We start from the raw sequence: 23649 nt of genomic DNA on the forward strand, positions 1-23649 counted from the left end.
GTCATCACTTTTTTTACGCACCCGCCCCCACTGCTTCGTCTTGTATTCAAACACCCCTCATCCAAGGATTGCCCCATGCCCGACCGCCCAGCCCTGCGCTCCCAGCGCCTGAACCAGGTCACCCACGCCCCGCACGCCGAGCTGGATGCCCTGGTCAAGGCCCACGCCCCCTTCGACAGCCGCGAAAGCTTTGCCCGCTTCGTCGTTGCCCAGTACCTGTTCCAGGCCGAACTGCAGCCCTTGTACAACGACCCCGACCTGGTCGCCATTGTCCCCGACCTCGCCCAGCGCTGCCGCGCCCAGCAGGCACTGCTGGACCTGGCCGACCTGGGCACGCAAGCACCCGCCGCCCTGCGTGGTCCCCTGCAGGCCCCCAGCCTGGGTGAAGCGATGGGCTGGATCTTCGTCTCCGAAGGCTCCAAACTGGGGGCTGCGTTTCTGATCAAGCGCGCCGCTGCGCTGGGCCTCTCCGACAGCTTCGGCGCCCGCCACCTGGGCGAGCCGCAAGGCGGACGGGCCGAGGGCTGGAAGCAGTTCACCCGCATTCTTGATGGCCTGGACCTTACGGCCGAGGAAGATGCGGCGGCAGAGCGCGGCGCAGTGGCTGCCTTTGCGCGTTTCACCGAACTGCTGAAACACGCCTACGCCGTGGACGCCCAGTTGGTCTGATACGCTGTACCTGGCACCTGACCGGTGGCCGAACCGTTTTTGCAGTGAGACCATGACCCAACCTGCCCGCTCGAAACTCGCCCGCCTGCTGTATGGAATCCTGGCTTACGTAAGCCTTGGGGTGGGCTTGGTCGCCATCGTCATTCCTGGCCTGCCGACCACCGAATTCATCCTGTTGTCGGCCTGGGCGGCGACGCGCAGCTCGCCGCGCCTGTCAGCCTGGCTGGAAAACCACCGCTTGTTCGGCCCCATCCTCTACAACTGGCGTAACGGCAAGGTGATCAAGCGGCGGGCCAAGGTCAGCGCCACGGTCAGCATGTTGCTGTGTGCAGGGTTGATGCTGGTGTTTCTCGAGCATCACTGGCCCGTGTTCCTGGCCATCGCCGGCATGACCCTGGGCAACCTTTGGATCTGGTCCCGGCCAGAACACACCTGCCCGGCCCCGTCACAGGCTCAGCAGCCCTGAATACAGCGCGTAGGCCGCAAGGCCTGCGCCTGCCAGCACGGCTGCGAATATCAGCTTTTCCCACGGGCTGAACAGCGCCAGCCCACGTTCGTGCCGGGCCTTGGCAAACAGGATGACACCAGGCGCATACAGCAACGCCGACAACAGCAGGTACTTCAGGCCACCGGCGTACAGCAGCCACAGGGCATACAGCAAAGCCACCAGCGCCACCGCCAGGTCCTTGCGGCGCACAGCGGCCTGCCCTGCGTAAGTCTCTGCGCGTATGGCCAGCAACACCGCGTAGGCAGCTGACCACAGGTAAGGCACCAGAATCATCGACGATGCCAGGTAGATGAGGCTGGTATAAGTGCCAGCAGACACCAGCGTAATCAGCAGGAACCCCTGGATCATGCTGTTGGTCAGCCACAAGGCATTGACCGGCACCTGGTTGTTGTTCGCCCTGGCGAGAAAGCGCGGCATGGTGTGATCCCGAGCCGTGGCATAGAGGATCTCGGCGCACAACAGCGCCCACGACAGCAAGGCACCCAACAGCGAAACCGCCAGGCCAAGGCTGATCAGCAACGCACCCCACGGCCCGACGACATGCGCCAGTACCGCGGCCAGCGAGGGGTTCTGCAGCCCGGCCAGCTCCGGTTGGGCCATGATGCCCAGCGACAGCACGTTGACCAGCACCAACAACGCCAGCACACCGACAAAGCCGACCACCGTGGCCTTGCCCACGTCCGCCCGGCGCTGGGCTCGCCCGGAATAGACACTGGCCCCCTCGATGCCGATAAACACAAATACCGTCACCAGCATCATGTTGCGCACCTGCTCCAGCACACTGCCCAGCTGTGGGCTGCCCTGGCCCCAGATATCCCGGGTAAAGATATCGGCGCGAAACGCGCAGGCCGCGATCACCACGAACAGCACCAGCGGCACCACCTTGGTCACGGTGGTGACCAGGTTGATGAACGCGGCTTCCTTGATGCCGCGCATCACCAGAAAATGCACGGCCCACAGCAGCACCGACGCGCCGCCGATGGCAGCAGGCGTATTGCCTTCGCCGAACACCGGGAAGTAAAAGCCCAAGGTGCTGAACAACAGCACGAAGTAGCCGACATTGCCCAGCCAGGCACTGATCCAGTACCCCCAGGCCGACGAAAAGCCCATGTACTCGCCAAACCCGGCCTTGGCATAGGCATAAACCCCCGAGTCGAGCTCAGGCTTGCGGTTGGCCAGGGTCTGGAACACGAATGCCAGCGCCAGCATACCCACCGCAGTGATCGCCCAGCCGATCAGCACCGCGCCGGCACCGGCACGCGCTGCCATGTTCTGCGGCAATGAAAAGATGCCGCCCCCAATCATGGAGCCCACCACCAACGCGATCAGCGCACCCAGCGGAAGTTTCTGCGTGTTTTCGCCCATGCTTCAAGCCACACCCTATCGCTGAACTGTCGTCATACACATGTAACCCAATTGATGTTCATGTAATCCATTGCATGTATAGCGCCTCCCACGTCGCCAACCCACCCCATTCATAACTCAATTGTCTATGCAACGCGCTTGTAAAAACCTCGCGGTTGCCAACCCCTTCACACTAAACCGTTAAAACTTTTAATTTCAGCAAAAAATTTGCGATCACGGCAAAACCGTCTAGTTTCAACCCTCGCAGGCCATCAAGAGCCACTGCTCTGGAATGACATGGAGGTGCCAGCACATAAGGCCTGCAGCCGAAGCAGTCGGCACTCTCCAGGAGCCCCGTGAAGTTTTTTGCGACTTCACACTGCCGTGCACTGATCCACATCAGGGCATGGCCACGGCGTCGGATTTAATCTGATGTCAACTTTCTCCTGGCAGGAGTTGTTAAATGTCTGATGTTTCCGGAAAACTTAAACTCGGTGCATTAGTTGCACTTGTGGTCGGCTCCATGATTGGTGGCGGCATCTTTTCACTGCCGCAGAACATGGCCGCCAGCGCAGGCGTTGGCGCCGTCCTGATCGGCTGGGCCATTACCGCCGTGGGCATGCTGACCCTGGCGTTCGTGTTCCAGACCCTGGCCAACCGCAAGCCTGACCTCGACGGCGGGGTGTACGCCTACGCCAAGGCCGGGTTTGGCGACTACATGGGCTTTTCCTCGGCCTGGGGCTACTGGATCAGCGCCTGGCTGGGCAACGTCGGCTACTTCGTGCTGCTGTTCAGCACCCTGGGGTACTTCTTCCCGCTCTTCGGCGAAGGCAACACACCTGCCGCCATCATCGGCGCCTCGGTACTGCTGTGGGCGGTGCATTTTCTGGTGCTGCGCGGCATCAAGGAAGCCGCGTTCATCAACCTGGTCACCACCGTAGCCAAGGTCGTCCCACTGGTGCTGTTCGCACTCATCTGCCTGTTCGCATTCAAGCTGGATGTGTTCACCGCCGACATCTGGGGGGCTGGCACGCCCGAGCTGGGCAGCGTGATGAACCAGGTGCGCAACATGATGCTGGTGACCGTGTGGGTGTTCATCGGCATCGAGGGCGCCAGCATCTTCTCGTCCCGCGCAGCCAGGCGCGCTGATGTGGGCAAGGCCACGGTGATCGGCTTCATTACCGTGCTGCTGTTCCTGGTGCTGGTGAACGTGCTGTCGCTGGGCATCATGACCCAACCCGAACTGGCCGGCCTGCAGAACCCGTCGATGGCGGCCGTGCTGGAGCATGTGGTTGGCCACTGGGGCGCGGTGCTGATCAGCGTCGGGCTGATCATCTCGCTGCTGGGGGCGCTGCTGTCGTGGGTGCTGCTGTGCGCCGAGATCATGTTCGCTGCCGCCAAGGACCACACCATGCCGGCGTTCCTGCGCCGCGAGAATGCCAACCAGGTACCCGCCAACGCCCTGTGGCTGACCAACGCCATGGTGCAGGTATTTCTGGTGATCACGCTGTTCTCCAACAGCACCTACCTGTCCCTGATCTACCTCGCCACCTCGATGATCCTGGTGCCCTACCTGTGGTCGGCTGCCTACGCCGTACTGCTGGCCGTGCGCGGGGAAACCTACCAACAGGCCCTGCGCGAGCGCCGCAAAGACCTGCTGATCGGTGGCATCGCCCTGCTCTACGCCATCTGGCTGCTGTATGCCGGCGGGGTGAAATACCTGCTGCTTTCGGCCCTGCTCTACGCACCTGGCGCGATCCTGTTCGCCAAGGCCAAGCGGGAACTGGGCCAGCCAGTGTTCACCCGCGTGGAAAAGCTCATCTTCACGGCCGTGGTCATCGGCGCCCTGGTGGCAGCCTTTGGCCTGTACCGCGGTTTCCTCACGTTGTGACCCACGTTTTCAATCGTATGGAGGATAGAAACCATGTCCGCTGAGAAACAAAAATACGGTGTGCATTCCGAAGCCGGCAAGCTGCGCAAGGTGCTGGTGTGCGCCCCGGGGCTGGCCCACAAACGCCTTACCCCCAGCAACTGTGACGAACTGCTGTTCGACGATGTGATCTGGGTGGACCAGGCCAAGCGTGACCATTTCGACTTCGTCACCAAGATGCGCGAACGCGGCGTGGATGTGCTGGAAATGCACAACCTGCTGACCGATATCGTGCAGCAACCTGAAGCGCTGAAATGGATACTGGACCGCAAGATCACCCCCGACACCGTCGGCGTGGGCCTGACCAACGAAGTGCGCAGCTGGCTCGAAGGCCTGGAGCCGCGCCACCTGGCCGAATTCCTCATCGGCGGTGTGGCGGGCCAGGACCTGCCCCAGAGCGAAGGCGCCGAAGTGGTCAAGATGTATAACGATTACCTGGGCCATTCGAGCTTCATCCTGCCGCCACTGCCCAATACCCAGTTCACCCGTGACACCACGTGCTGGATCTACGGTGGCGTCACGCTCAACCCCATGTACTGGCCGGCACGCCGCCAGGAAACCCTGTTGGCTACCGCCATCTACACGTTCCACCCGCAGTTCACCGGCGCCGATTTCCAGGTGTGGTATGGCGACCCGGACAAGCAGCACGGCCAGGCCACCCTCGAAGGCGGCGACGTGATGCCGATCGGCAACGGCATCGTGCTGATCGGCATGGGTGAGCGCACCTCGCGCCAGGCCATCGGCCAACTGGCCCAGAGCCTGTTCGCCAAGGGCGCGGTGCAGAAGGTGATCGTGGCTGGCCTGCCAAAATCCCGCGCTGCCATGCACCTGGACACGGTCTTCAGCTTCTGCGACCGCGACCTGGTCACGGTTTTCCCGGAAGTGGTGAGCGAGATCGTGCCGTTCATCATCCACCCCGACGAGAGCAAGCCCTATGGCATGGACGTGCGCCGCGAACACAAATCGTTCATCGAGGTGGTGGGCGAGCAACTGGGCGTGAAGCTGCGTGTGGTCGAAACCGGCGGCAACAGTTTTGCCGCCGAGCGCGAGCAGTGGGACGACGGCAACAACGTGGTGGCCCTGGAGCCGGGCGTGGTGATTGGCTACGACCGCAACACCTACACCAACACCCTGCTGCGCAAGGCCGGCGTGGAGGTGATCACCATCAGCGCCGGCGAACTGGGCCGCGGCCGCGGCGGTGGCCATTGCATGACCTGCCCGATCGTGCGCGACCCGATCGACTACTGACTCCCTCACCCCGGCCGCCCCACCCGGTGGCGGCCGGCGCGTTCAGCACTCCAAGGAGAACCGTCATGGCGTTCAACATCCGCAACCGCAACCTGCTCAGCCTCGAACACCACACCACCCGCGAGCTGCGCTACCTGCTGGACCTGTCCCGTGACCTCAAGCGGGCCAAGTACACCGGCACCGAACAGCAACACCTCAAGGGCAACAACATCGCCCTGATCTTCGAAAAAACCTCCACCCGCACCCGCTGCGCATTCGAGGTGGCCGCCTACGACCAGGGCGCCAACGTCACCTACATCGACCCCAACTCGTCGCAGATCGGTCACAAGGAAAGCATGAAGGACACTGCCCGCGTACTCGGGCGCATGTACGACGCCATCGAGTACCGGGGCTTCAAGCAGGAAATCGTCGAAGAACTGGCCAAGTTCGCGGGCGTACCCGTATTCAACGGCCTGACCGACGAATACCACCCCACCCAGATGATCGCCGACGTGCTGACCATGCGTGAGCACAGCGACAAGCCGCTGCACGACATCAGCTACGCCTACCTGGGTGATGCACGCAACAACATGGGTAACTCCCTGCTGCTGATCGGCGCCAAGCTGGGCATGGATGTGCGCATCGCCGCGCCCAAGAGCCTGTGGCCCCACGATGACCTGGTGCAGCGGTGCAAGCAGTACGCCGAGGAAAGCGGCGCACGCATTACCCTCACCGAAGACGCCAAGGCTGCAGTCAAGGATGTGGACTTCATCCACACCGACGTGTGGGTGTCGATGGGCGAGCCGATCGAAGCCTGGGGCGAGCGCATCAAGCTGCTCAAACCCTACCAGGTGAACCCTGAGCTGATGAAGGCCAGCGGCAACCCACGGACCAAGTTCATGCACTGCCTGCCGGCATTCCATAACAGCGAAACCAAGGTAGGCAAGCAGATCGCCGAACAGTACCCGGACCTGGCCAACGGCATCGAAGTGACCGACGACGTGTTCGAATCGCCCGCCTGCATCGCGTTCGAGCAGGCCGAAAACCGCATGCACACCATCAAGGCGATCCTGGTATCGACCCTGGCTGACCTCTAAACGCTTACAGCTGCAAGCTTCGAGCTCCAAGCCACAAGAAAAAGCGGCCCATTACGCGCCCCCGCCTCTCCTTGAAGCTTGAAGCTTGTAGCTTCCCTAACAAGGACATCTCCCATGCGAATCGTGGTTGCATTGGGCGGCAACGCCCTGCTGCGTCGCGGTGAACCGATGACCGCCCAGAACCAGCGGGCCAACATCCGTACCGCCACCGAACAGATCGCCAGGATTCACCCGGGCAACGAGCTGGTGATCGCCCACGGCAATGGCCCGCAGGTAGGGCTGCTGTCCCTGCAGGGCATGGCCTACAAACCCGACGAAGCCTACCCCCTGGATGTGCTGGGGGCGGAAACCGAAGGCATGATCGGCTATATGATCGAGCAGGAACTGGGCAACCTGCTGGACGCCGAGGTGCCTTTTGCCACCCTGCTGACACAGGTGGAAGTGGACGCTGACGACCCTGCCTTCAACGACCCCACCAAATTCATCGGCCCGGTGTACAGCCAGGCCGAAGCCCAGCGGCTGGCGGCAGAAAAAGGCTGGGTGGTGAAGGCCGACGGCGACAAGTATCGGCGTGTGGTCGCCAGCCCCGCGCCCAAGCGCATCTTCGAGATCCGCCCGATCAAATGGTTGCTGGAAAAAGGCACCATCGTGATTTGTGCCGGTGGCGGGGGCATCCCCACCCTGTACGATGAAAACGGCAGGCTCAAGGGCATCGAGGCCGTCATCGACAAGGACCTGTGCTCGGCGCTGCTGGCCGAGCAACTGGAGGCAGACCTTCTGGTCATCGCCACCGACGTGGATGCGGCGTACATTGACTTTGGCAAGCCAACGCAGAAGGCCATTGCCCAGGCTCACCCCGATGAGCTGGGCAAGCTGGGCTTCGCGGCCGGGTCCATGGGGCCGAAGGTGCAGGCAGCCTGCGATTTCGCCCGGCATACCGGCAAGGTGGCAGTGATCAGTTCACTGGCCAACATCGAAGACATCGTCAAGGGCACTGCCGGCACCCGCGTTTCAACCGCAACCCCCGGGATCAGCTACCGTTGATTGCAGTCGGCGGGCGTGCAGCGCCCGCCATAACCTTTGCGTAGGAGACCCCCATGGCCAAGTACGAGCCCGGTCACGTACACATCGAGCGCACAGCGCTCAACAAGAACGACCACAGTTATGACCTGAAAGTGGACTACGAGGCGTCTACCGACCCCACTGAGGGCCGAGGCATCCAGTTCCGCATGCACGGCAGCATCGAGGGCAAGCCGGTGGATGAGGCCTTCTTCCTGCCCAAGGACCAGGTACTGCCCAGCTTTCTCATGCAACTGACGCGCAGGGCCCAGGCCTACCTGGCTGCGCCGAAGAAATTCGAAAGCCTGGCCTCGCCCCACCGCATCTACGACTGGATGTTCGAAGACATCCGCGCAAAACTGGATGTGAAGTCTGGCGACCCGATCAAGCCCGAACACCTGGGGTAGGCCGGGGCCGTCACGGGCGCGGCGATGTTGAGGCATACTAGCGCCCTCCCCGGCCATATCCGATTGCCCCAATGCGTATCCACGTCAGCTTCATCGACCGTGTCGGCATCACCCAGGAAGTCCTGGCCCTGCTCGGTGCCCGCCACCTCAACCTGGATGCGGTGGAGATGGTGCCGCCAAACGTCTACATCGACGCCCCCACCCTGAGCCCGGCGGTACTCGAAGAGCTGCACGATGCCTTGTTCGACGTAGCAGGCGTACAGGCCGTAGAGGTGGTCGACATCCTGCCGGGCCAACGGCGCCACCTGCAGCTCGATGCCCTGCTCACGGCCATGAGCGACCCTGTGCTGGCTGTAGACCGTGCGGGCAAGGTGCTGCTGGCCAACCCCGCCTTGATCGCCCTGTGCGGCCGCGAGTCCACCGGGCGGTCGGTGGGCGAGCTGTTCGGCGACCCGGCCTTGCTGCCCACCCTGCTGGAAAGCAACTTCCACCTGCCCATGCGCGAGATGCAGCTCAACGGCCAGAGCCTGCTGCTCGATGCCATGCCGATCACCCACACCGGCGGCCTGCTGACCCTGTACCCGCCAACACGCATGGGCGAGCGCCTGTCGGCCCTGCGCCACGACCACGCCGAAGGGTTCGATGCACTGCTGGGCGAATCGCCTGCCATTCGCACCCTCAAGGCACGGGCCCTGCGGGTAGCGGCGCTGGACGCACCGCTGCTGGTGCATGGCGAAACCGGCACCGGCAAGGAGCTGGTGGCGCGCGCCTGCCATGCCATCAGCAGCCGCAGCAGCGCCCCGTTCCTGGCCCTGAACTGCGCCGCGCTGCCCGAGAGCCTGGCCGAGAGCGAACTGTTCGGCTATGCCCCGGGCGCCTTTACCGGCGCACAGCGCGGCGGTAAGCCGGGGCTGATGGAGCTGGCGAACCAGGGCACGGTGTTCCTCGATGAAATCGGTGAAATGTCGCCCTACCTGCAGGCCAAGCTGCTGCGTTTTCTCAGCGATGGCAGCTTCCGCAGGGTGGGTGGGGACCGGGAGGTGAAGGTGAATGTGCGCATCATCAGCGCCACCCACCGCGACCTGGAGCAAATGGTGGCCGAGGGTACGTTCCGCGAAGACCTGTTCTACCGCCTGAACGTGCTCAACCTGCAGGTGCCGCCGCTGCGCGACCGGGGGCAGGACATCATCATGCTGGCGCACTTCTTCATGCAGCAAGCCTGCACGCAAATCCAACGCCCGGCCTGCCGGCTCACCCCGGAAACCCATTCAGCACTGCTGGCCAACCCATGGCCGGGCAACGTGCGCCAGCTGCAGAACGTGATATTCCGCGCTGCGGCCATCTGCGAGAGCAACCTGGTGGATATCGGCGACCTGGATATCGCCGGCACCTCGGTCGCCCGTGGCCACGACGGCGACGTGGCCAGCCTGGCGCAGGCGGTAGGCGATTTCGAGCGCGAGCTGCTGCAACGCCTGTACGCCAGCTACCCTTCAACCCGGCAACTGGCGGCCCGCCTGCAAACCTCCCACACCGCCATCGCCCAGCGCCTGAAAAAGTACGGCATTCCGGGGAAAGGCTGATTTTGTCGGCAGTTTCCCTGAATTGTTCAGACTTTTCCTAGGATTTCGCCAGATACGCTCTGACGTGTGCCTCGTAGAATGACAGCAGTGCAATCCTGCCTGTCACCCCGCTAAACCGCCCAAGAGCGGTCTGTGGTTCGCTACTGGATATAACGAGAGTACCTGATGTTAGAACTCGATTTTTACGGCACGCTGGTGGCTGCCTCCCTGGTGTTGCTGCTCGGGCGCGGCCTGGTCGCGCGCATTGGTTTTTTGCGCGCCTACAACATTCCCGAGCCTGTGGCCGGTGGCTTGGTGGTAGCCATCGCGCTGCTGGCGATGCGCAGTTTCGACCTGCACGTGCAGTTTGACACCTCCCTGCAAACCCCACTGATGCTGGCCTTCTTCGCCACCATCGGCCTGAGCGCCGACTTCGCCAGCCTGAAAAAAGGCGGCAGGGCGGTAGGTGTGTTCCTGCTTGCGGTCACCAGCCTGCTGGTGGTGCAGAATGCGCTGGGCATCAGCCTGGCTACAGCGTTGGGCCTGGACCCGCTGATGGGCTTGCTGGCCGGCTCCATCACGCTGTCGGGGGGCCACGGCACCGGTGCCGCCTGGGGCGCGACGTTCTCAGAAACCTACGGCCTGGCTTCAGCGTCGGAACTGGCCATGGCCTCTGCTACCTTCGGCCTGGTACTCGGTGGCCTGATCGGCGGCCCGGTTGCCCGCCTGCTGATCAAGCGGGTTACCCCACCCGGCCTTGCGGGCGATGCACCGCAACTGCCCACGGGTTTCGAGCAACCTGAAAAAGAACGCCTCATCACGTCCTTTTCCTTCATCGAAACCCTGGCCCTGATTGCCGTGAGCCTACTGGCAGGCACACTACTGAACGGGTTGCTGAAAGGCACCCCCTTCGAACTGCCGAACTTCGTGTGCGTGCTGTTTGTGGGCGTGGTGCTGCGCAACGGGCTCTCGGCCTTTGGTTTCTATCAGGTGTTCGAGCGGGAAGTATCGGTGCTGGGCAATGTCAGCCTGTCGCTGTTCCTGGCCATTGCCCTGATGTCGTTGAAGCTGTGGGACCTGTCAGCCCTGGCCCTGCCCTTCTTCGTGCTGCTAGCCGCGCAGACCTTGGTGATGGCACTGTTTGCCATCTTCGTGACCTTCCGCGTGATGGGGCGCAACTACGATGCTGCCGTGCTCGCTGCCGGGCACTGCGGTTTCGGCCTGGGCGCTACGCCAACTGCAATCGCCAACATGCAAGCGGTTACCCAGCGTTTCGGGCCGTCCCATGTGGCGTTTCTGGTGGTGCCGATGGTAGGGGCGTTCTTTATTGACCTGATCAATGTGGTGGTGATCAAGCTGTACCTGGCGTTGCCGTTTTTTCAGTGAGCCAAGCTGGCTTATGACGCTGCGGGTTATACCGTGAACTAGCCCCTCACCCGGGTACGGGCGGGGGGCATTAGCTGAGGTCAGGCGGCGCCCGGAGAACACTTATGACGCTCATTCTTGGCCGAGCGCTGCCGGGCGACGTTGACGCAGATAGCGCTGAACAGGGCGTTCAAGCCAGCGGTGGCTTACCAAGCTCAATGGAATGAGGATGGCAAAAAACAGCAGCATCACCCATTCCTGGTAGAACACCGCCCGCGGAAAAGCAAAGGCATCGAGCACTAGGGCAAAGATGATTTGCAGCGGAAAGTGAATGAGGTAGGACGCGTAGCTGATATCCCCCAGCCAGCCCCAACGCCGTCCGAGCCCTTGCCAACGAAAGCCCAGCCCCGCCAGCGCCGCCACCAGAAGCGGATAGCACACATATAGAAGCAGGTTACCGTTCAATGCATCGGCCCCATGGATCAACCACGCCCACGCAACGATGCATAACGGCACCGTAACCCACACGGCGCCGGTGTCGCCTGCCCAGCGCCTGATCTGTTGCAGCAACCCATAGGTCACACCGCCGATGAAAAAGCAGAGCACGCCGCTGCCAAGCTTGTACACCTGCGGGTAAAGATAGCTTCCCAATGCCAGTGCTAACAGGGTCAGCGGCCATCTCCAGCGGCGGCTCAGGCAGACCAGAAAGAATACGGCATACAACAACATCTCTACTGACACGGACCAGATCGGCGCGTTGAACGACCAACCTTTTTCCAGCCCCCACGCAGGCATCATCAACAGATTGAGTACGGCGTGGTAAGCATCATTGAAGGGGTAGACGAAATAGCCCTCATGACTGTTCGAATAGGCACTTTGTAACCCAGCCACTACCAGGAAGGTCACCAGGTGCAAAGGATACAACCGAGTTAAACGATCCCAGGCGAAGCGCGCAGCAGGAAGGGAGCGGCTGGCCACCTCGTTAGCGAAAAGCCAATAGAAAACAAACCCGGAAAGCGTGAAGAACAGCTGAACTGCCAGGCCCCCGTGCTGGTACAGCAGCGTAAAAGGCTTGAAGAACGGCTGCTGGGCAGGATCGAAATTGACAGGCGCGCCGCCGTCGTAGAAAAAATGCTGCCAATGCCAGAATACGACGCACAAAGCAGCCACGCCACGTAGCACATCTAGCGTGTAGAGCCTGTTTTCACGGTTGGGTAGAGCCACGTTCACTGCCTCGTTCGCTTGGCCATCACGGCCCTCACGTTACTTCAAATGCCTTACAGGCCCTGAAAATGTCTGACATCGTTGCATTTCAATGATGAGGTGCCTGAATACGGTTAGGACCGCAGGAGCAGCCGAGACAACCTCCTAGACAACGGCATTCGCATGCGGGGCGAGAATAGGTTTTGCGTTTTCTATCTGCAATGAAAACCGAGGCAGGCCTTGATCTTTGGGAAATGGATGACGAATGACTGACCGCGATGGCTGCCCCAATTTTTCCATTCGTGAGGCGTTCCTCAGTGACCTGATCAATCTGATGGTGATCAAGCTGTGCTTGGGGTTGCCGTTTTTTCAGTGAGCCAAGCGGGCTTATGACGCTATGCCGTGAAGTAGCCCCTCGACCGGATACGGGCGGGGGGCTATAGGGAGGTCAGGCGTCTTTGAAACCTGGCAGGCCTTGTTCTTGGCGCCAGCGTTTGACTTCATCGACAATAGCTTGAGGTGAATCTTTGATACCCACCTTGCTAGGTTTGAAAATCACATCACATCCTTTAGGGTGTTCCGAAAGCTTCTCGAATTTGATAATCCCGCTTGAGTGAGCACGGTCAGAGGGATACAACACCGGATCTGCATGATAGATACCGTAAACAAGTCTAAAAAATTCCTGTTCGGTATAGTCAGATATTTTTTCCTGCATAATTTATTTACCTTTATGCCTCTGGATGTGATGATGTGTACCCATTAAAACAAGGTTATCGAAATCATAAACACCTCCCCCATCAGAAATACTTACGATATGATGTAGCTCCCACTTATTCCGATGACCGACTCGCTCGCTGGCGAAAGCGACGGGGGCTCGCCCACGTCGCATCGCCAAAAGATCAGCAGTATCAAATTGCCCTTCAAACAGTGGGCTTCTTCCAATCATTTGCCAAAACCTTCGACGAAAAGCGCCCCAGCTACTAAATTTTTTTCCTCGCAACTTACTGGCAATCTGAGCAGGAATAGGTATGCCCTCCCGAGCGCCTTCGACAAGAAGCGTACCATCGATAAGTTTACCTTTCCCCGTCACGACCCCCGGAAGGTTCCGGCGGCTCTTGAACATCACATAAAGCGGAGCCAACCCGGAGTCGATCGGGAAAATGATGACGTAGTCATCGAACCCGACGTCAGGCAGGTCCGGGTAAACATCCAGCCGGCCGTCAAGCGGCTCCAGTGTCGGGCCTGCCAGTTTGTTGTCGCTGGGCGAGGTAGGTGGTAATACTGTGGAGCTGCCCGACGACTCTACCGCAGGCGTCCAGACCACTGTTCTGGAGGGTATGTCGTCCGTGGTAACGGTGTAGCTGCCGGTCTGCGCGTCATACTGGGCGACCAGTACCGGCACCGCCGAAGGAAGGGCTGAGCCGTCGGTACGCGCGGCGAACAACTCTGCAGGGCCATCGAGGTCCTGCCTCTCGCCCATGCGAAATGGAAGGTCTAGCGCCCCTCGTTCGACCGCCTCGGCCTGGGCCGCAGCATCAAGCTCAACCGAAAGCTCGCCCAGCGGCAGGGTGAGTAGATAGTTCCCCAAGGGCTTCGCTGGGCGCCGTCGTTCGGCATTACCCAATTTGGGCGCGTACAACAGGGCGGCGAGGCCAACCAGAAACGGCGCGACCAGCGCCTCCACCGGCGCCACACTCAATGAGCTGACAGCAGCCCTGATGGCACTCCCCAGCGCTGCGCCAGCGACCACTGCGGGCGGCGCACCGGACGACATGACCACCTTGGGCTCGGACACTGGCCCTGCAGGTGGCACAAGGTAGGTATTGGCCTGCCGAATAGCCTGCTCTGCCAAGGCCTTTTCGGCAGCCGCCTTGGCTGCCGCAGCCTGCCGCGCCTCGGCCTCAGCCTGGGCTCGAGCCAGCGCCGCTGCGTGCGCCGCCTTCAGGGCTTCCTCATGGGCCCGGCGCTGAGCCTCCTCATGGGCCCGCGCCTGCGCCTCGGCCTCGGCAAAGGCTTGAGCTTCGGCGTGGGCGCGAGCCTGGGCCTCGGCTAACCGTTCTGCCTCGGCCTGGATGGCAGCCTGGGCAACGGCATTCGCAACCTCTTGCCGCAGCGCTGCAAGCTGCCCTTCGAGCTGCTGAATTTCTGCATCGCGCAGCTGTACCGTATAAGCGGCGAGGTAAGCATCATTCAACGCCTGCTGCAGGTCCGATGACTTGATACGGCCCGACGCGATATTTTGAAATGCAGCATGAGCGTACGTCGATGGATGCTTGCCCAAAGGGCTGGAACCGTAAAAACGGTTGGCCAGTTCGGTGCGGTACGCGCGATCGGCATGTTTCAAGGCCAGTAGTTTTGATCGCCCCTGTATTCCATTGTTTAACCTTTCGACAACGGTTGCCGAGGGGGGGCAGTGACGCTGCGGCAAGGGCATTGACTTCCTGCTCAAGCGAACTGGGCAGGCGGGATAATTGTTCTGAATAAAAACGTCTGGCAACTTCATCTGCGATCCTGAATGCATTGCCAGCGGTGGCAGTGAACCCATCCAAAATAGGACCCGTTTGATTAGGTAAGTTACCTGAAGAACTATAGGCCCCTGGCCGACTGGGTTGCGCCCCGACGAACGTGGGTGGCAGGGTAACCTGTCTTTTTTTACGAGACACGCCATGACTCCTTTTCAATTATTGAATAGTGCTTTCCCTCCTCATTAACCTGACCAATGCAAATATAAATTCCCAGCGTGCACAATTACCTAAGGAAACCCAACTAATAACTATGAACGAAGGTTATCCCATTCCCGTTCGACAAATATTTCAGAAGCCGAATATAGGAAATTTCCGACTTATCTCTAAGTCGATTCCTAGCGTGAAGAATCAAAGGAAGAGTCAATGCACAATAAAAACAAGCGCCAAGCCGTATCGAATTCGTAACGACGTAACGAAAACGAAACGACCCTTATAAGGCGCACCCTCCCAACGGACTGAAGGGAAAAGGCTTTTTAGGTCGAAGCCAATCGTAATGAATTCGCTACACACCACCCCCACCAATAGCCTCATGACCCGCTCAACCCGCTGGTTTAAAGGGGCTTTCATCAGTTGGCCACATTATTGCTAGCAATCTTCTACCTAGAGCGCGAGCCCAATCGCGCCACTGTCCCGGTTCACGAGGAGCCCCCATGAGCGAGTTGCGTTTCACCGAAGATCACGAATGGCTGCGCGTCGAAGCCGATGGCACTGTCACTGTGGGCATTACGGCCTATGCTCAGAATGCCCTCGGCGATGTGGTCTACGTGCAACTGCCCGAGCTTCAGCACTACGAGAAGGGTGCCGAAGCGTCCACCGTGGAATCGGTGAAAGCGGCCAGCGGGGTGTACATGCCCCTGGCCGGCGAGGTGGTCGCCGTCAATGACGCCCTCAACGACAGCCCTGAGCGGGTCAACGAAGCGCCCATGGGTGATGGCTGGTTCTTCCGCTTCAAGCCAGCCGACATGAACGATGTCACCGCCCTGCTCGACCAGCAGGCCTATGACCGCCTGCTCAACGCCAACGACGACGCCTGAGGAAACCGCCATGACCATCAACCTCGGCACTGCCAACGAATTCATCGCCCGCCATATCGGCCCGCGCGCCGAAGACGAGCAGGCCATGCTCGCCACCCTGGGTTTCGACTCGCTGCAAGCCATGACAGACGCCGTCATCCCTGCGTCCATCAAAGGCACCAGCGTGCTGGGTGAGCACAACGGCCAGAGCGAAGCTGATGCGCTGGCAGCGCTCAAAGCCATCGCCAGCAAGAACCAGCTGTTCAAAAGCTATATTGGCCAGGGTTACTACAACACCCACACCCCTGCGCCCATTCTGCGCAACCTGCTGGAGAACCCGGCCTGGTACACGGCCTACACGCCTTACCAGCCAGAAATTTCCCAGGGGCGCCTGGAAGCACTGCTCAACTTCCAGACGCTGGTCTGCGACCTGACCGGCCTGCCGATTGCCAACGCGTCCTTGCTGGACGAAGCCACCGCAGCCGCCGAAGCCATGACCTTCTGCAAGCGCCTGTCGAAGAACAAGGCCAGCCACAGCTTCTTCGCATCGGTCCACTGCCACCCGCAAACCCTCGATGTACTGCGCACCCGTGCAGAACCCCTGGGTATCAGCATCGAGGTGGGGGATGAACGTGAGCTGGGCGATGTCAGTGCGTATTTCGGCGCGCTGCTGCAATACCCGGCCAGCACCGGCGAAGTGCTGGACTACCGCGAAGTGGTGCAGCGGTTCCATGATGCCAACGCGCTGGTGGCCGTATCAGCCGACCTGCTGGCACTCACCCTGCTGACGCCGCCTGGCGAATTCGAGGCCGACGTGGCCATCGGCAGCGCCCAACGGTTCGGGGTGCCGCTGGGCTTCGGCGGGCCACACGCGGCCTACTTCGCCACCCGTGACGCGTTCAAGCGCGACATGCCGGGCCGGCTGGTGGGCGTGTCCATCGACCGCTTCGGCAAAACGGCCCTGCGCCTGGCGATGCAGACCCGCGAGCAGCATATTCGCCGCGAGAAAGCCACCAGCAACATCTGCACGGCGCAAGTACTGCTGGCCAACATCGCCAGTATGTTTGCCGTGTACCATGGCCCCCAGGGCCTCAAGCGCATCGCCGAGCGCATTTATGGGCTGACCTCGGTGTTGGCAGCAGGCCTGCGTGCGCTGGGTATCCAGCCGGTGGGCAGCAGCGCGTTCGACACCCTCACCCTGGCCACCGGCGGCAATACTGCCAGCCTGCACGAAACGGCTCGCGCCCAGGGCATCAACTTGCGCCAGGTGGATGCCGGGCATGTGGGCATTTCGCTGGACGAAACCAGCACCCAGGCCGATGTGCAAAGCCTGTGGCAGCTGTTGGGCGGCGATCAGCCTCAACCTGATTTCGACGCACTGGCCGCCACCAGCACGGCGCTGCTGCCAGAGACGCTGCTGCGCAGTTCGGCCTACTTGGAACACCCGGTGTTCAACCGCTATCACAGCGAAACCGAACTGATGCGCTACCTGCGCCGGCTGGCCGACAAGGACCTGGCGCTTGACCGCAGCATGATCCCGCTGGGTTCATGCACCATGAAACTCAACGCTGCCAGCGAAATGATCCCCGTAACCTGGGCCGAATTCGGTAACCTGCACCCCTTCGCCCCGGCCGAGCAAAGCCAGGGTTACCTGCAGATGACCAACGAGCTTGAAGCGATGCTGTGCGCTGCCACCGGCTACGATGCCGTGTCGCTGCAGCCCAATGCCGGCTCACAGGGCGAGTATGCCGGCCTGCTGGCGATCCGCGCCTACCACCGCAGCCGCAATGAAGGGCATCGCGATATCTGCCTGATCCCATCGTCGGCGCACGGTACCAACCCGGCCACTGCCCACATGGCCGGCATGCAGGTGGTGGTCACCGCCTGTGACGCCCGCGGCAATGTCGATGTGGCCGACCTGCGGGCCAAGGCGCTGGAGCACCGCGACCGCCTGGCCGCGCTGATGATCACCTACCCGTCCACCCATGGCGTGTTCGAAGAGGCGATCGGTGAGATATGCTCGATCATCCACAGCAACGGTGGCCAGGTGTATATCGACGGCGCCAACATGAACGCCATGGTCGGCCTGTGCGCACCGGGCAAGTTCGGCGGCGACGTGTCCCACCTCAACCTGCACAAAACGTTCTGCATACCCCATGGCGGCGGTGGCCCGGGTGTTGGCCCGATTGGCGTCAAGTCGCACCTGGCGCCGTTCCTGCCGGGCCATGCTGCGCTGGCCAACCCGACAGGGGCCGTGTGTGCGGCACCGTTCGGCAGTGCCAGCATCCTGCCCATCACCTGGATGTACATCCGCATGATGGGGGGCGCAGGCCTCAAGCGCGCCTCGCAGATGGCGATCCTCAATGCCAACTACATCGCCCGCCGCCTGGAAGAGCACTACCCGGTGCTGTACACCGGCAGCAACGGCCTGGTTGCCCACGAATGCATCCTCGACCTGCGCCCGCTCAAGGACAGCAGCGGCATCAGCGTGGACGATGTAGCCAAGCGGCTGATCGATTTCGGCTTCCACGCCCCGACCATGTCCTTCCCGGTGGCTGGCACGCTGATGATCGAGCCGACCGAGAGCGAGTCCCGGGAAGAACTCGACCGTTTCTGCAACGCCATGATCCAGATCCGCGAAGAAATCCGCGCCGTCGAGAATGGCACCCTGGACAAGGATGACAACCCGCTGAAAAACGCACCGCACACTGCCGCAGAGCTGGTGGGTGAATGGGCCCATGGTTACACCCGCGAACAGGCGGTGTACCCGCTGCCGAGCCTGATCGAGGGCAAGTACTGGCCACCGGTAAGCCGCGTCGACAACGTGTATGGCGACCGCAACCTGGTGTGCGCATGCCCACCGATCGAAAGCTACCAGGATGCATGAAGCCGTTGCCTGGCCTGGCCGTTGCCAGGTCAGCCAGCCCTACCCGAGTCGCAAGGAGTCACTGATGTCCCAAGCACTGCTCAAGACCCCGCTGCATGCCCTGCACCTTGAACTGGGTGCGCGCATGGTACCGTTTGCCGGGTACGACATGCCCGTCCAGTACCCACTGGGTGTGCTGAAGGAGCACTTGCACACCCGCGAACAGGCCGGCCTGTTCGATGTTTCACACATGGGGCAGATTCTGCTGCAAGGCAGCGATGCCGCCCGTGCCCTGGAAACCCTGGTACCGGTCGATATCCTCGACCTGCCGGTGGGCCTGCAGCGTTATGCCATGTTCACCAACGAACAAGGCGGCATTCTCGACGACCTGATGGTGGCCAACCTGGGCAATGACACCTTGCTGCTGGTGGTCAACGCTGCGTGCAAAGACCACGACCTGGCCCACCTGCAAGCACACATTGGCGCGCGCTGCAGCGTGCAACCCCTGTTCGAGCAGCGTGCCCTGCTGGCCCTGCAAGGCCCCGCAGCAGCGCAGGTGCTGCAGCGCCTGGCACCCGAAGTGGCCGGGATGACGTTCATGCAACTGCATGCGGTGCGGTTGCTGGGCGAAGACTGCTGGGTCAGCCGCTCCGGCTACACCGGGGAGGACGGCTACGAAATCTCGGTGCCGGCCAGTGCAGCCGAGGCCTTGGCGCGCAGGCTGCTGGCCGAACCCGAGGTACAGCCGATCGGCCTGGGGGCACGTGACTCCCTGCGGCTAGAGGCCGGCCTGTGCCTGTATGGCCACGACATGAACCCCGAAACCACGCCGGTTGAAGCCAGCCTGCTGTGGGCTGTGTCCAAGCCGCGCCGTGCAGACGGTGCCCGTGCCGGGGGCTTCCCAGGCGCTGAGGCCCTGTTCAGGCAGCAGCGCGAGGGCGTCGCCCGCAAGCGCGTGGGGCTATTACCGCAGGAACGCACCCCCGTACGTGAGGGCGCCGATATCGTAGATGCCCATGACAACCCAGTCGGCAAAGTGTGCAGCGGCGGTTTTGGGCCGACACTCGGTGCCCCCGTGGCAATGGGTTATATCGACAGTGAACAGGCGGCAGTTGATACGTCGTTGTTTGCAGTTGTCCGCGGTAAGAAAGTGGCCCTGAAGGTGAGCAAAATGCCTTTTGTGACGCCACGTTACTACCGCGGTTGATGGGCATTGAGGCAGGTGACAAAACCCCGTTGTATAGACGTTTTCGAACCTGCCTAATAACTTTTTGAACACGGCGCCAGGCCAGCCACCATGCCGTTTCCGACACATTGGTCGGTAACGGGCAAGGCGCCGATTTTAGCCCCTGCCCAGGGCTTGTTTTTCGTTCGGGAGTTGGCGTAGAGTCACCTCACTGTGTTTGCATGGGTCGCAACAGTTCGTGACCTGGGCCAGTAGCCGCATTCTGCTACAACCCGTTCGACGTCTCTTACTTTCCTGCAACCCAGCCCGGTAATCTTTCGCGTACTCATAACGTGAAAGAAACTGTCATCAAAATTTAAGCGTCATAGGAAATAAGACAATGGCTGAGCGTCAGAACGGTACCGTCAAGTGGTTCAATGACGAAAAAGGTTACGGTTTCATCACCCCAGAAAGCGGTGCTGATCTGTTCGTGCACTTCCGCGCCATCGAAGGCAACGGCTTCAAAAGCCTGAAGGAAGGCCAGAAAGTCTCCTTCGAAGCTGTCCAGGGCCAAAAAGGCCTGCAGGCAGACAAGGTCCAGGTGCTCGGTTAACCCGCACCAGACCCACAGAAAAGCCCCTGCCAAGTGCAGGGGCTTTTTTTTGCCCGTAGAATAGGGCTCCGTTTTCTGGAGCTGTCCTGCATGTCCAAGCCTCTGCTGTTACCTCAGGGTGATTTTCCACCGGTTGGCCTGGGCCGACGCCTGGCTGCAATGTTCTATGACTTTTTGCTGTGTACGGCACTGCTGATCGTCACTGCCGGCGCCTACAAGATGATCCAGATGGCCATCATCGGCGAAGCACGCATGCGCACGCTGACCGAGGCCGGTGCACTGGATGGCGACCCGTTACTGTCCACCGTGCTGGTGTTCGTGCTGTTCGGTTTCTTTGCCAAGTTCTGGACCCACGGCGGGCAGACACTGGGCATGCAGGTATGGGGGATACGGGTACAGAACCCGGATGGTACGGCCATCAGCCTGTGGCAGGCGCTGCTGCGCTTCGTGGTGTCGATAGCGTCGTGGCTATGCCTGGGGTTGGGGTTTTTCTGGGCGCTGGTGGACACGCGCAAACGGGGCTGGCACGACATCTATTCCGAGAGCCAGTTGGTGCGGGTGCCGAAGCGGCGCTAGGGTGTCAGGGGCTTGGGGCTGCTGGGCAGCCCATCGCGACCTGCGGTCGCTCCTACAAGGGGACCGCAGGTCGGCGGGGGTATTACCCTGCTCTACGCAGTAACCACAACCCGGCCAAGGCGCAGATGCCGGCCGGCAACACCACGGCCAACAAGGGCGGGAAGCCGAACACCTGGCTGGATGGCCCCAGCAGGTCCTGGGCAATGCGGAACACGAAGCCCACCAATACGCCGGTGAACACGCGTTGGCCCAGGGTGACCGAACGCAGTGGCCCGAAGATGAAGGAAATGGCCATCAGTACCAGCGCTGCGGTCACAGCCGGTTGCAGCACCTTGGTCCAGAACGCCAGCCAGTAGCGCGCGTTGTTCAGGCCCTGGTCGGACAGGTAGTGGATGTAGTCCCACAGGCCGGTGATCGACAGCGACTCCGGTGCGACGACAACGGTATTGAGCAACTGCGGCGTAACCGACACATCCCACTTCTCTTCAGGGGCCTGCACTACCTCGGTATGGTCGCCGCGGAAGAACGTGGTACGCACATCGCTGAGTACCCACTGCTCGTTTTCATAACGGGCCCGGCGCGCGAAGCTGGAACTGATGATCTTGCGCTGGTCGTCGAAACGGTAGCGTGTCACCCCCAGCAGCAGGTTGTTCGGCTGCACCGAGTTGATATGGACGAACTCCTCGCCCTGGCGGTGCCACATGCCGCGCTTGGAGCTCTGCGCTTCACCGCCACCTTGCGCCAGTGAGCGATCGGCCTGGGCCGTATTCTCGGTGACCGGCGCCACGTATTCGCCAATCAGCAGGCCGACCAGCATCAGTACCAGCATGGGCTTCATCACCGCCCAGACGATACGGCCGATGGAAACACCCGCCGCACGCATGATGGTCAGCTCGCTGCTGCTGGCCAGGGTACCCAGGCCAATCAGGCAGCCGATGAGCGCCGCCATCGGCAGCATGTCGTACACACGGCGCGGGGCGGTAAGCAGCACATACTTGCCTGCATCCATCACCGTGTAGGTATCGCTCAGGTCACCCATCTCGTCGATGAAGGCAAACAGGGACGCCAAACCGAGGATGATCCCCAGTACGGCCAGAATGGCCATGAGCACGCTCTGGCCGATGTAGCGGTCGAGCTTAGCCACGGGTCACCTCCGCACGGCGGGCAGCACGCTTGAGGCGCAGGGGCTCCCAGTACATGATCCCCAGCCCGATCAGCAGGAACAGACCGTGGACCCACCACATGCCCAGGCCAATGGGCAGCTTGCCTTTCTCGAGGGCACCGCGAACGGAAATCAGCATTGTCAGGTAAGCCATGTACAGAAGAATTGCCGGCAGCAGCTTGAGGAAGCGCCCCTGCCGAGGGTTGGCGCGGGACAGCGGCACCGCCAGCAGGGTCACGATGAAGACCAGGATGGGCAGCGACAGCCGCCACTGCAGCTCGGCGCGCTCGCGCAGGTCCGTCGAGCCGAACAGCTCGGTGGTGGGGATGGCTTCGCGCTCGGTGACCTCTTCGCTCACCTCCGGCTTGGGCAGCAGCACACCGTAGGTGTCGTACTTGATGGCGCGGTAATCGGCCTGGCCCGGGTTGCCGTCGTAGCGGTAGCCGTTTTCCAGCACCAGATAGCGGTTGCCGTCGGCCTGGATTTCCTGGTGACCACGCTCGGCCACCAGCACCGATGGGGCGCGGTCCTTGGTCTTGTCCTGGTTGAAGCGTTTTTCCGAAATGAACACCCCGGCCAGGTTCACCCGGTCATCCGACAGCTGTTCGGTGTAGGTCACCCGGGAACCGTCGCGCAGGGTCTGGAAGCGGCCCGGCACCAAGGTGTCGAACTCGGTCAGGGCGTCCTGCTGGCTGATGATCTTCTGCACCTGGGCAACGCCCAGCGGTGCCAGGCTCAGGCTCAGCCAGGCAACCAGCAGTGCCACCAGCGCGGCAGGCGCCATGGTCATGCCCAGCAGACGCTGCTGGCTCATGCCCGTGGCCGACAGCACAGTCATTTCGCTTTCCAGGTACAGCCGGCCATAGGCAAGCAGGATGCCCAGGAACAGCCCCAGCGGCAGGATGAGTTGCAGGAAACCTGGCAGGCGGAAGCCCATGATCAGGAACAGCACGCCCGGGTCGAGCACGCCCTGGGCAGCCTGGGCCAGGTACTTGATGAAGCGGCCGCTCATGATGATCACCAGCAGCACTGCGCTGACGGCGCTCAAGGTCACCAGGACCTCGCGGGACAGATAACGAAAGACGATCAAACCAGACACTCCTGGGCTGTCAGCACGGACTGCCATTGAATGGCACCAGACGATGACTTAGTACATCCAAGGCCAATGCGGGTTCGCCACAGGCGAACCTTCATATAAAGTGCGCGCATTATCCTGTGATTGATCGCCCCTGTCACTTGGTGCGCATCAAGCCGCACAACGGGGTTGTCAGCACGCTTGCCGCAGGCTCAAACTGGCAGCTTTTCCGCTGGCGCGCCATGGCGCGGCCAGCCCCGTCCAGAGCGCCGGCACACGGCGCCAC

General features: G+C 61.5%; 20 protein-coding genes. 14 read left to right on the top strand and 6 right to left on the bottom strand.

The annotated features are described in order from the left end of the window. Positions 1 to 75 precede the first annotated feature (75 nt). Together IAE38_RS00230 and IAE38_RS00235 are read left to right on the top strand one after the other, a co-directional pair. Positions 76 to 669, top strand: coding sequence for a biliverdin-producing heme oxygenase (locus tag IAE38_RS00230; RefSeq protein ID WP_201215201.1), 594 nt, complete (start codon positions 76 to 78; stop codon positions 667 to 669). A 52-nt stretch (positions 670 to 721) separates the two neighbouring features. Continuing rightward, positions 722 to 1135: a YbaN family protein gene (locus IAE38_RS00235; protein ID WP_201163263.1), complete on the top strand. Its 414-nt coding sequence runs from the start codon at positions 722 to 724 to the stop codon at positions 1133 to 1135. Here IAE38_RS00235 and arcD (IAE38_RS00240) read toward each other — a convergent pair. Continuing rightward, positions 1115 to 2542 carry an arginine-ornithine antiporter gene (gene arcD, locus IAE38_RS00240; protein WP_201215203.1) on the bottom strand — a complete coding sequence of 476 codons (1428 nt, stop codon included), beginning with the start codon at positions 2540 to 2542 and terminating at the stop codon, positions 1115 to 1117. The two genes, IAE38_RS00235 and arcD (IAE38_RS00240), sit on opposite strands and share 21 nt — an antisense overlap. Before the next feature lie 442 nt (positions 2543 to 2984). Between arcD (IAE38_RS00240) and arcD (IAE38_RS00245) the strand changes: the two genes are divergently transcribed. The 7 genes from arcD (IAE38_RS00245) to gltS all read left to right on the top strand — a co-directional run bounded on the left by arcD (IAE38_RS00245) (position 2985) and on the right by gltS (position 11186). After that, entirely contained in the window at positions 2985 to 4412 is a 1428-nt protein-coding gene (gene arcD, locus IAE38_RS00245; RefSeq protein WP_201215205.1) for an arginine-ornithine antiporter, read from the top strand. 33 nt (positions 4413 to 4445) lie between these two features. Then, positions 4446 to 5699 (top strand): arginine deiminase, encoded by a 1254-nt coding sequence (gene arcA / locus IAE38_RS00250; RefSeq protein ID WP_028631489.1) that lies wholly within the window; start codon positions 4446 to 4448, stop codon positions 5697 to 5699. A gap of 65 nt (positions 5700 to 5764) precedes the next feature. Beyond that, positions 5765 to 6775 (top strand): ornithine carbamoyltransferase, encoded by a 1011-nt coding sequence (locus IAE38_RS00255; RefSeq protein ID WP_201213681.1) that lies wholly within the window; start codon positions 5765 to 5767, stop codon positions 6773 to 6775. A gap of 114 nt (positions 6776 to 6889) precedes the next feature. After that, entirely contained in the window at positions 6890 to 7819 is a 930-nt protein-coding gene (gene arcC, locus IAE38_RS00260) for a carbamate kinase (protein WP_201215207.1), read from the top strand. A gap of 53 nt (positions 7820 to 7872) precedes the next feature. After that, the gene (locus tag IAE38_RS00265; RefSeq protein WP_060483420.1) at positions 7873 to 8241 is read left to right on the top strand and encodes a DUF5064 family protein; all 369 of its coding nucleotides are present in this window, start codon (positions 7873 to 7875) and stop codon (positions 8239 to 8241) included. Positions 8242 to 8312: 71 nt separating this feature from the next. After that, positions 8313 to 9821 carry a sigma-54-dependent transcriptional regulator gene (locus IAE38_RS00270; protein WP_201163268.1) on the top strand — a complete coding sequence of 503 codons (1509 nt, stop codon included), beginning with the start codon at positions 8313 to 8315 and terminating at the stop codon, positions 9819 to 9821. Between the two features lie 165 nt (positions 9822 to 9986). Further along, positions 9987 to 11186, top strand: a complete 1200-nt coding sequence (gene gltS / locus IAE38_RS00275) for a sodium/glutamate symporter (RefSeq protein ID WP_201163269.1) — start codon at positions 9987 to 9989, stop codon at positions 11184 to 11186. 111 nt (positions 11187 to 11297) lie between these two features. Here the strand turns inward: gltS and IAE38_RS00280 are convergent, their stop codons facing one another. From IAE38_RS00280 to IAE38_RS00290, 3 genes are all read right to left on the bottom strand, one after another. Next, on the bottom strand, positions 11298 to 12395 hold the full coding sequence (locus IAE38_RS00280) for an acyltransferase family protein (RefSeq protein ID WP_201215209.1): 1098 nt from the start codon (positions 12393 to 12395) through the stop codon (positions 11298 to 11300). A 421-nt stretch (positions 12396 to 12816) separates the two neighbouring features. Then, complete coding sequence (locus IAE38_RS00285) at positions 12817 to 13083, bottom strand: bacteriocin immunity protein (protein WP_201163271.1); 267 nt, start codon at positions 13081 to 13083, stop codon at positions 12817 to 12819. A 3-nt stretch (positions 13084 to 13086) separates the two neighbouring features. Beyond that, positions 13087 to 14871: an S-type pyocin domain-containing protein gene (locus IAE38_RS00290; protein ID WP_201215211.1), complete on the bottom strand. Its 1785-nt coding sequence runs from the start codon at positions 14869 to 14871 to the stop codon at positions 13087 to 13089. A gap of 672 nt (positions 14872 to 15543) precedes the next feature. Here IAE38_RS00290 and gcvH point away from each other — a divergent pair. From gcvH to IAE38_RS00315, 5 genes are all read left to right on the top strand, one after another. Further along, complete coding sequence (gene gcvH / locus IAE38_RS00295) at positions 15544 to 15927, top strand: glycine cleavage system protein GcvH (protein ID WP_201163273.1); 384 nt, start codon at positions 15544 to 15546, stop codon at positions 15925 to 15927. A 10-nt stretch (positions 15928 to 15937) separates the two neighbouring features. Further along, positions 15938 to 18793 carry an aminomethyl-transferring glycine dehydrogenase gene (gene gcvP / locus IAE38_RS00300; RefSeq protein ID WP_201215213.1) on the top strand — a complete coding sequence of 952 codons (2856 nt, stop codon included), beginning with the start codon at positions 15938 to 15940 and terminating at the stop codon, positions 18791 to 18793. A gap of 64 nt (positions 18794 to 18857) precedes the next feature. Continuing rightward, positions 18858 to 19979, top strand: a complete 1122-nt coding sequence (gene gcvT / locus IAE38_RS00305) for a glycine cleavage system aminomethyltransferase GcvT (protein ID WP_442968245.1) — start codon at positions 18858 to 18860, stop codon at positions 19977 to 19979. Positions 19980 to 20337: 358 nt separating this feature from the next. Then, positions 20338 to 20550 carry a cold-shock protein gene (locus IAE38_RS00310; RefSeq protein ID WP_028631500.1) on the top strand — a complete coding sequence of 71 codons (213 nt, stop codon included), beginning with the start codon at positions 20338 to 20340 and terminating at the stop codon, positions 20548 to 20550. 90 nt (positions 20551 to 20640) lie between these two features. Continuing rightward, the gene (locus IAE38_RS00315; protein ID WP_028631501.1) at positions 20641 to 21126 is read left to right on the top strand and encodes an RDD family protein; all 486 of its coding nucleotides are present in this window, start codon (positions 20641 to 20643) and stop codon (positions 21124 to 21126) included. An 82-nt stretch (positions 21127 to 21208) separates the two neighbouring features. Here the strand turns inward: IAE38_RS00315 and lptG are convergent, their stop codons facing one another. Both lptG and lptF read right to left on the bottom strand, forming a co-directional pair. Then, positions 21209 to 22270: an LPS export ABC transporter permease LptG gene (gene lptG / locus IAE38_RS00320; RefSeq protein ID WP_028631502.1), complete on the bottom strand. Its 1062-nt coding sequence runs from the start codon at positions 22268 to 22270 to the stop codon at positions 21209 to 21211. Next, positions 22263 to 23378, bottom strand: a complete 1116-nt coding sequence (gene lptF, locus IAE38_RS00325; RefSeq protein ID WP_028631503.1) for an LPS export ABC transporter permease LptF — start codon at positions 23376 to 23378, stop codon at positions 22263 to 22265. The genes lptG and lptF overlap by 8 nt, the downstream gene beginning before the upstream one ends. Positions 23379 to 23649 lie beyond the last annotated feature (271 nt).

Source organism: Pseudomonas sp. S32 (genome assembly GCF_016648095.1).
GTDB lineage: Bacteria > Pseudomonadota > Gammaproteobacteria > Pseudomonadales > Pseudomonadaceae > Aquipseudomonas > Aquipseudomonas parafulva.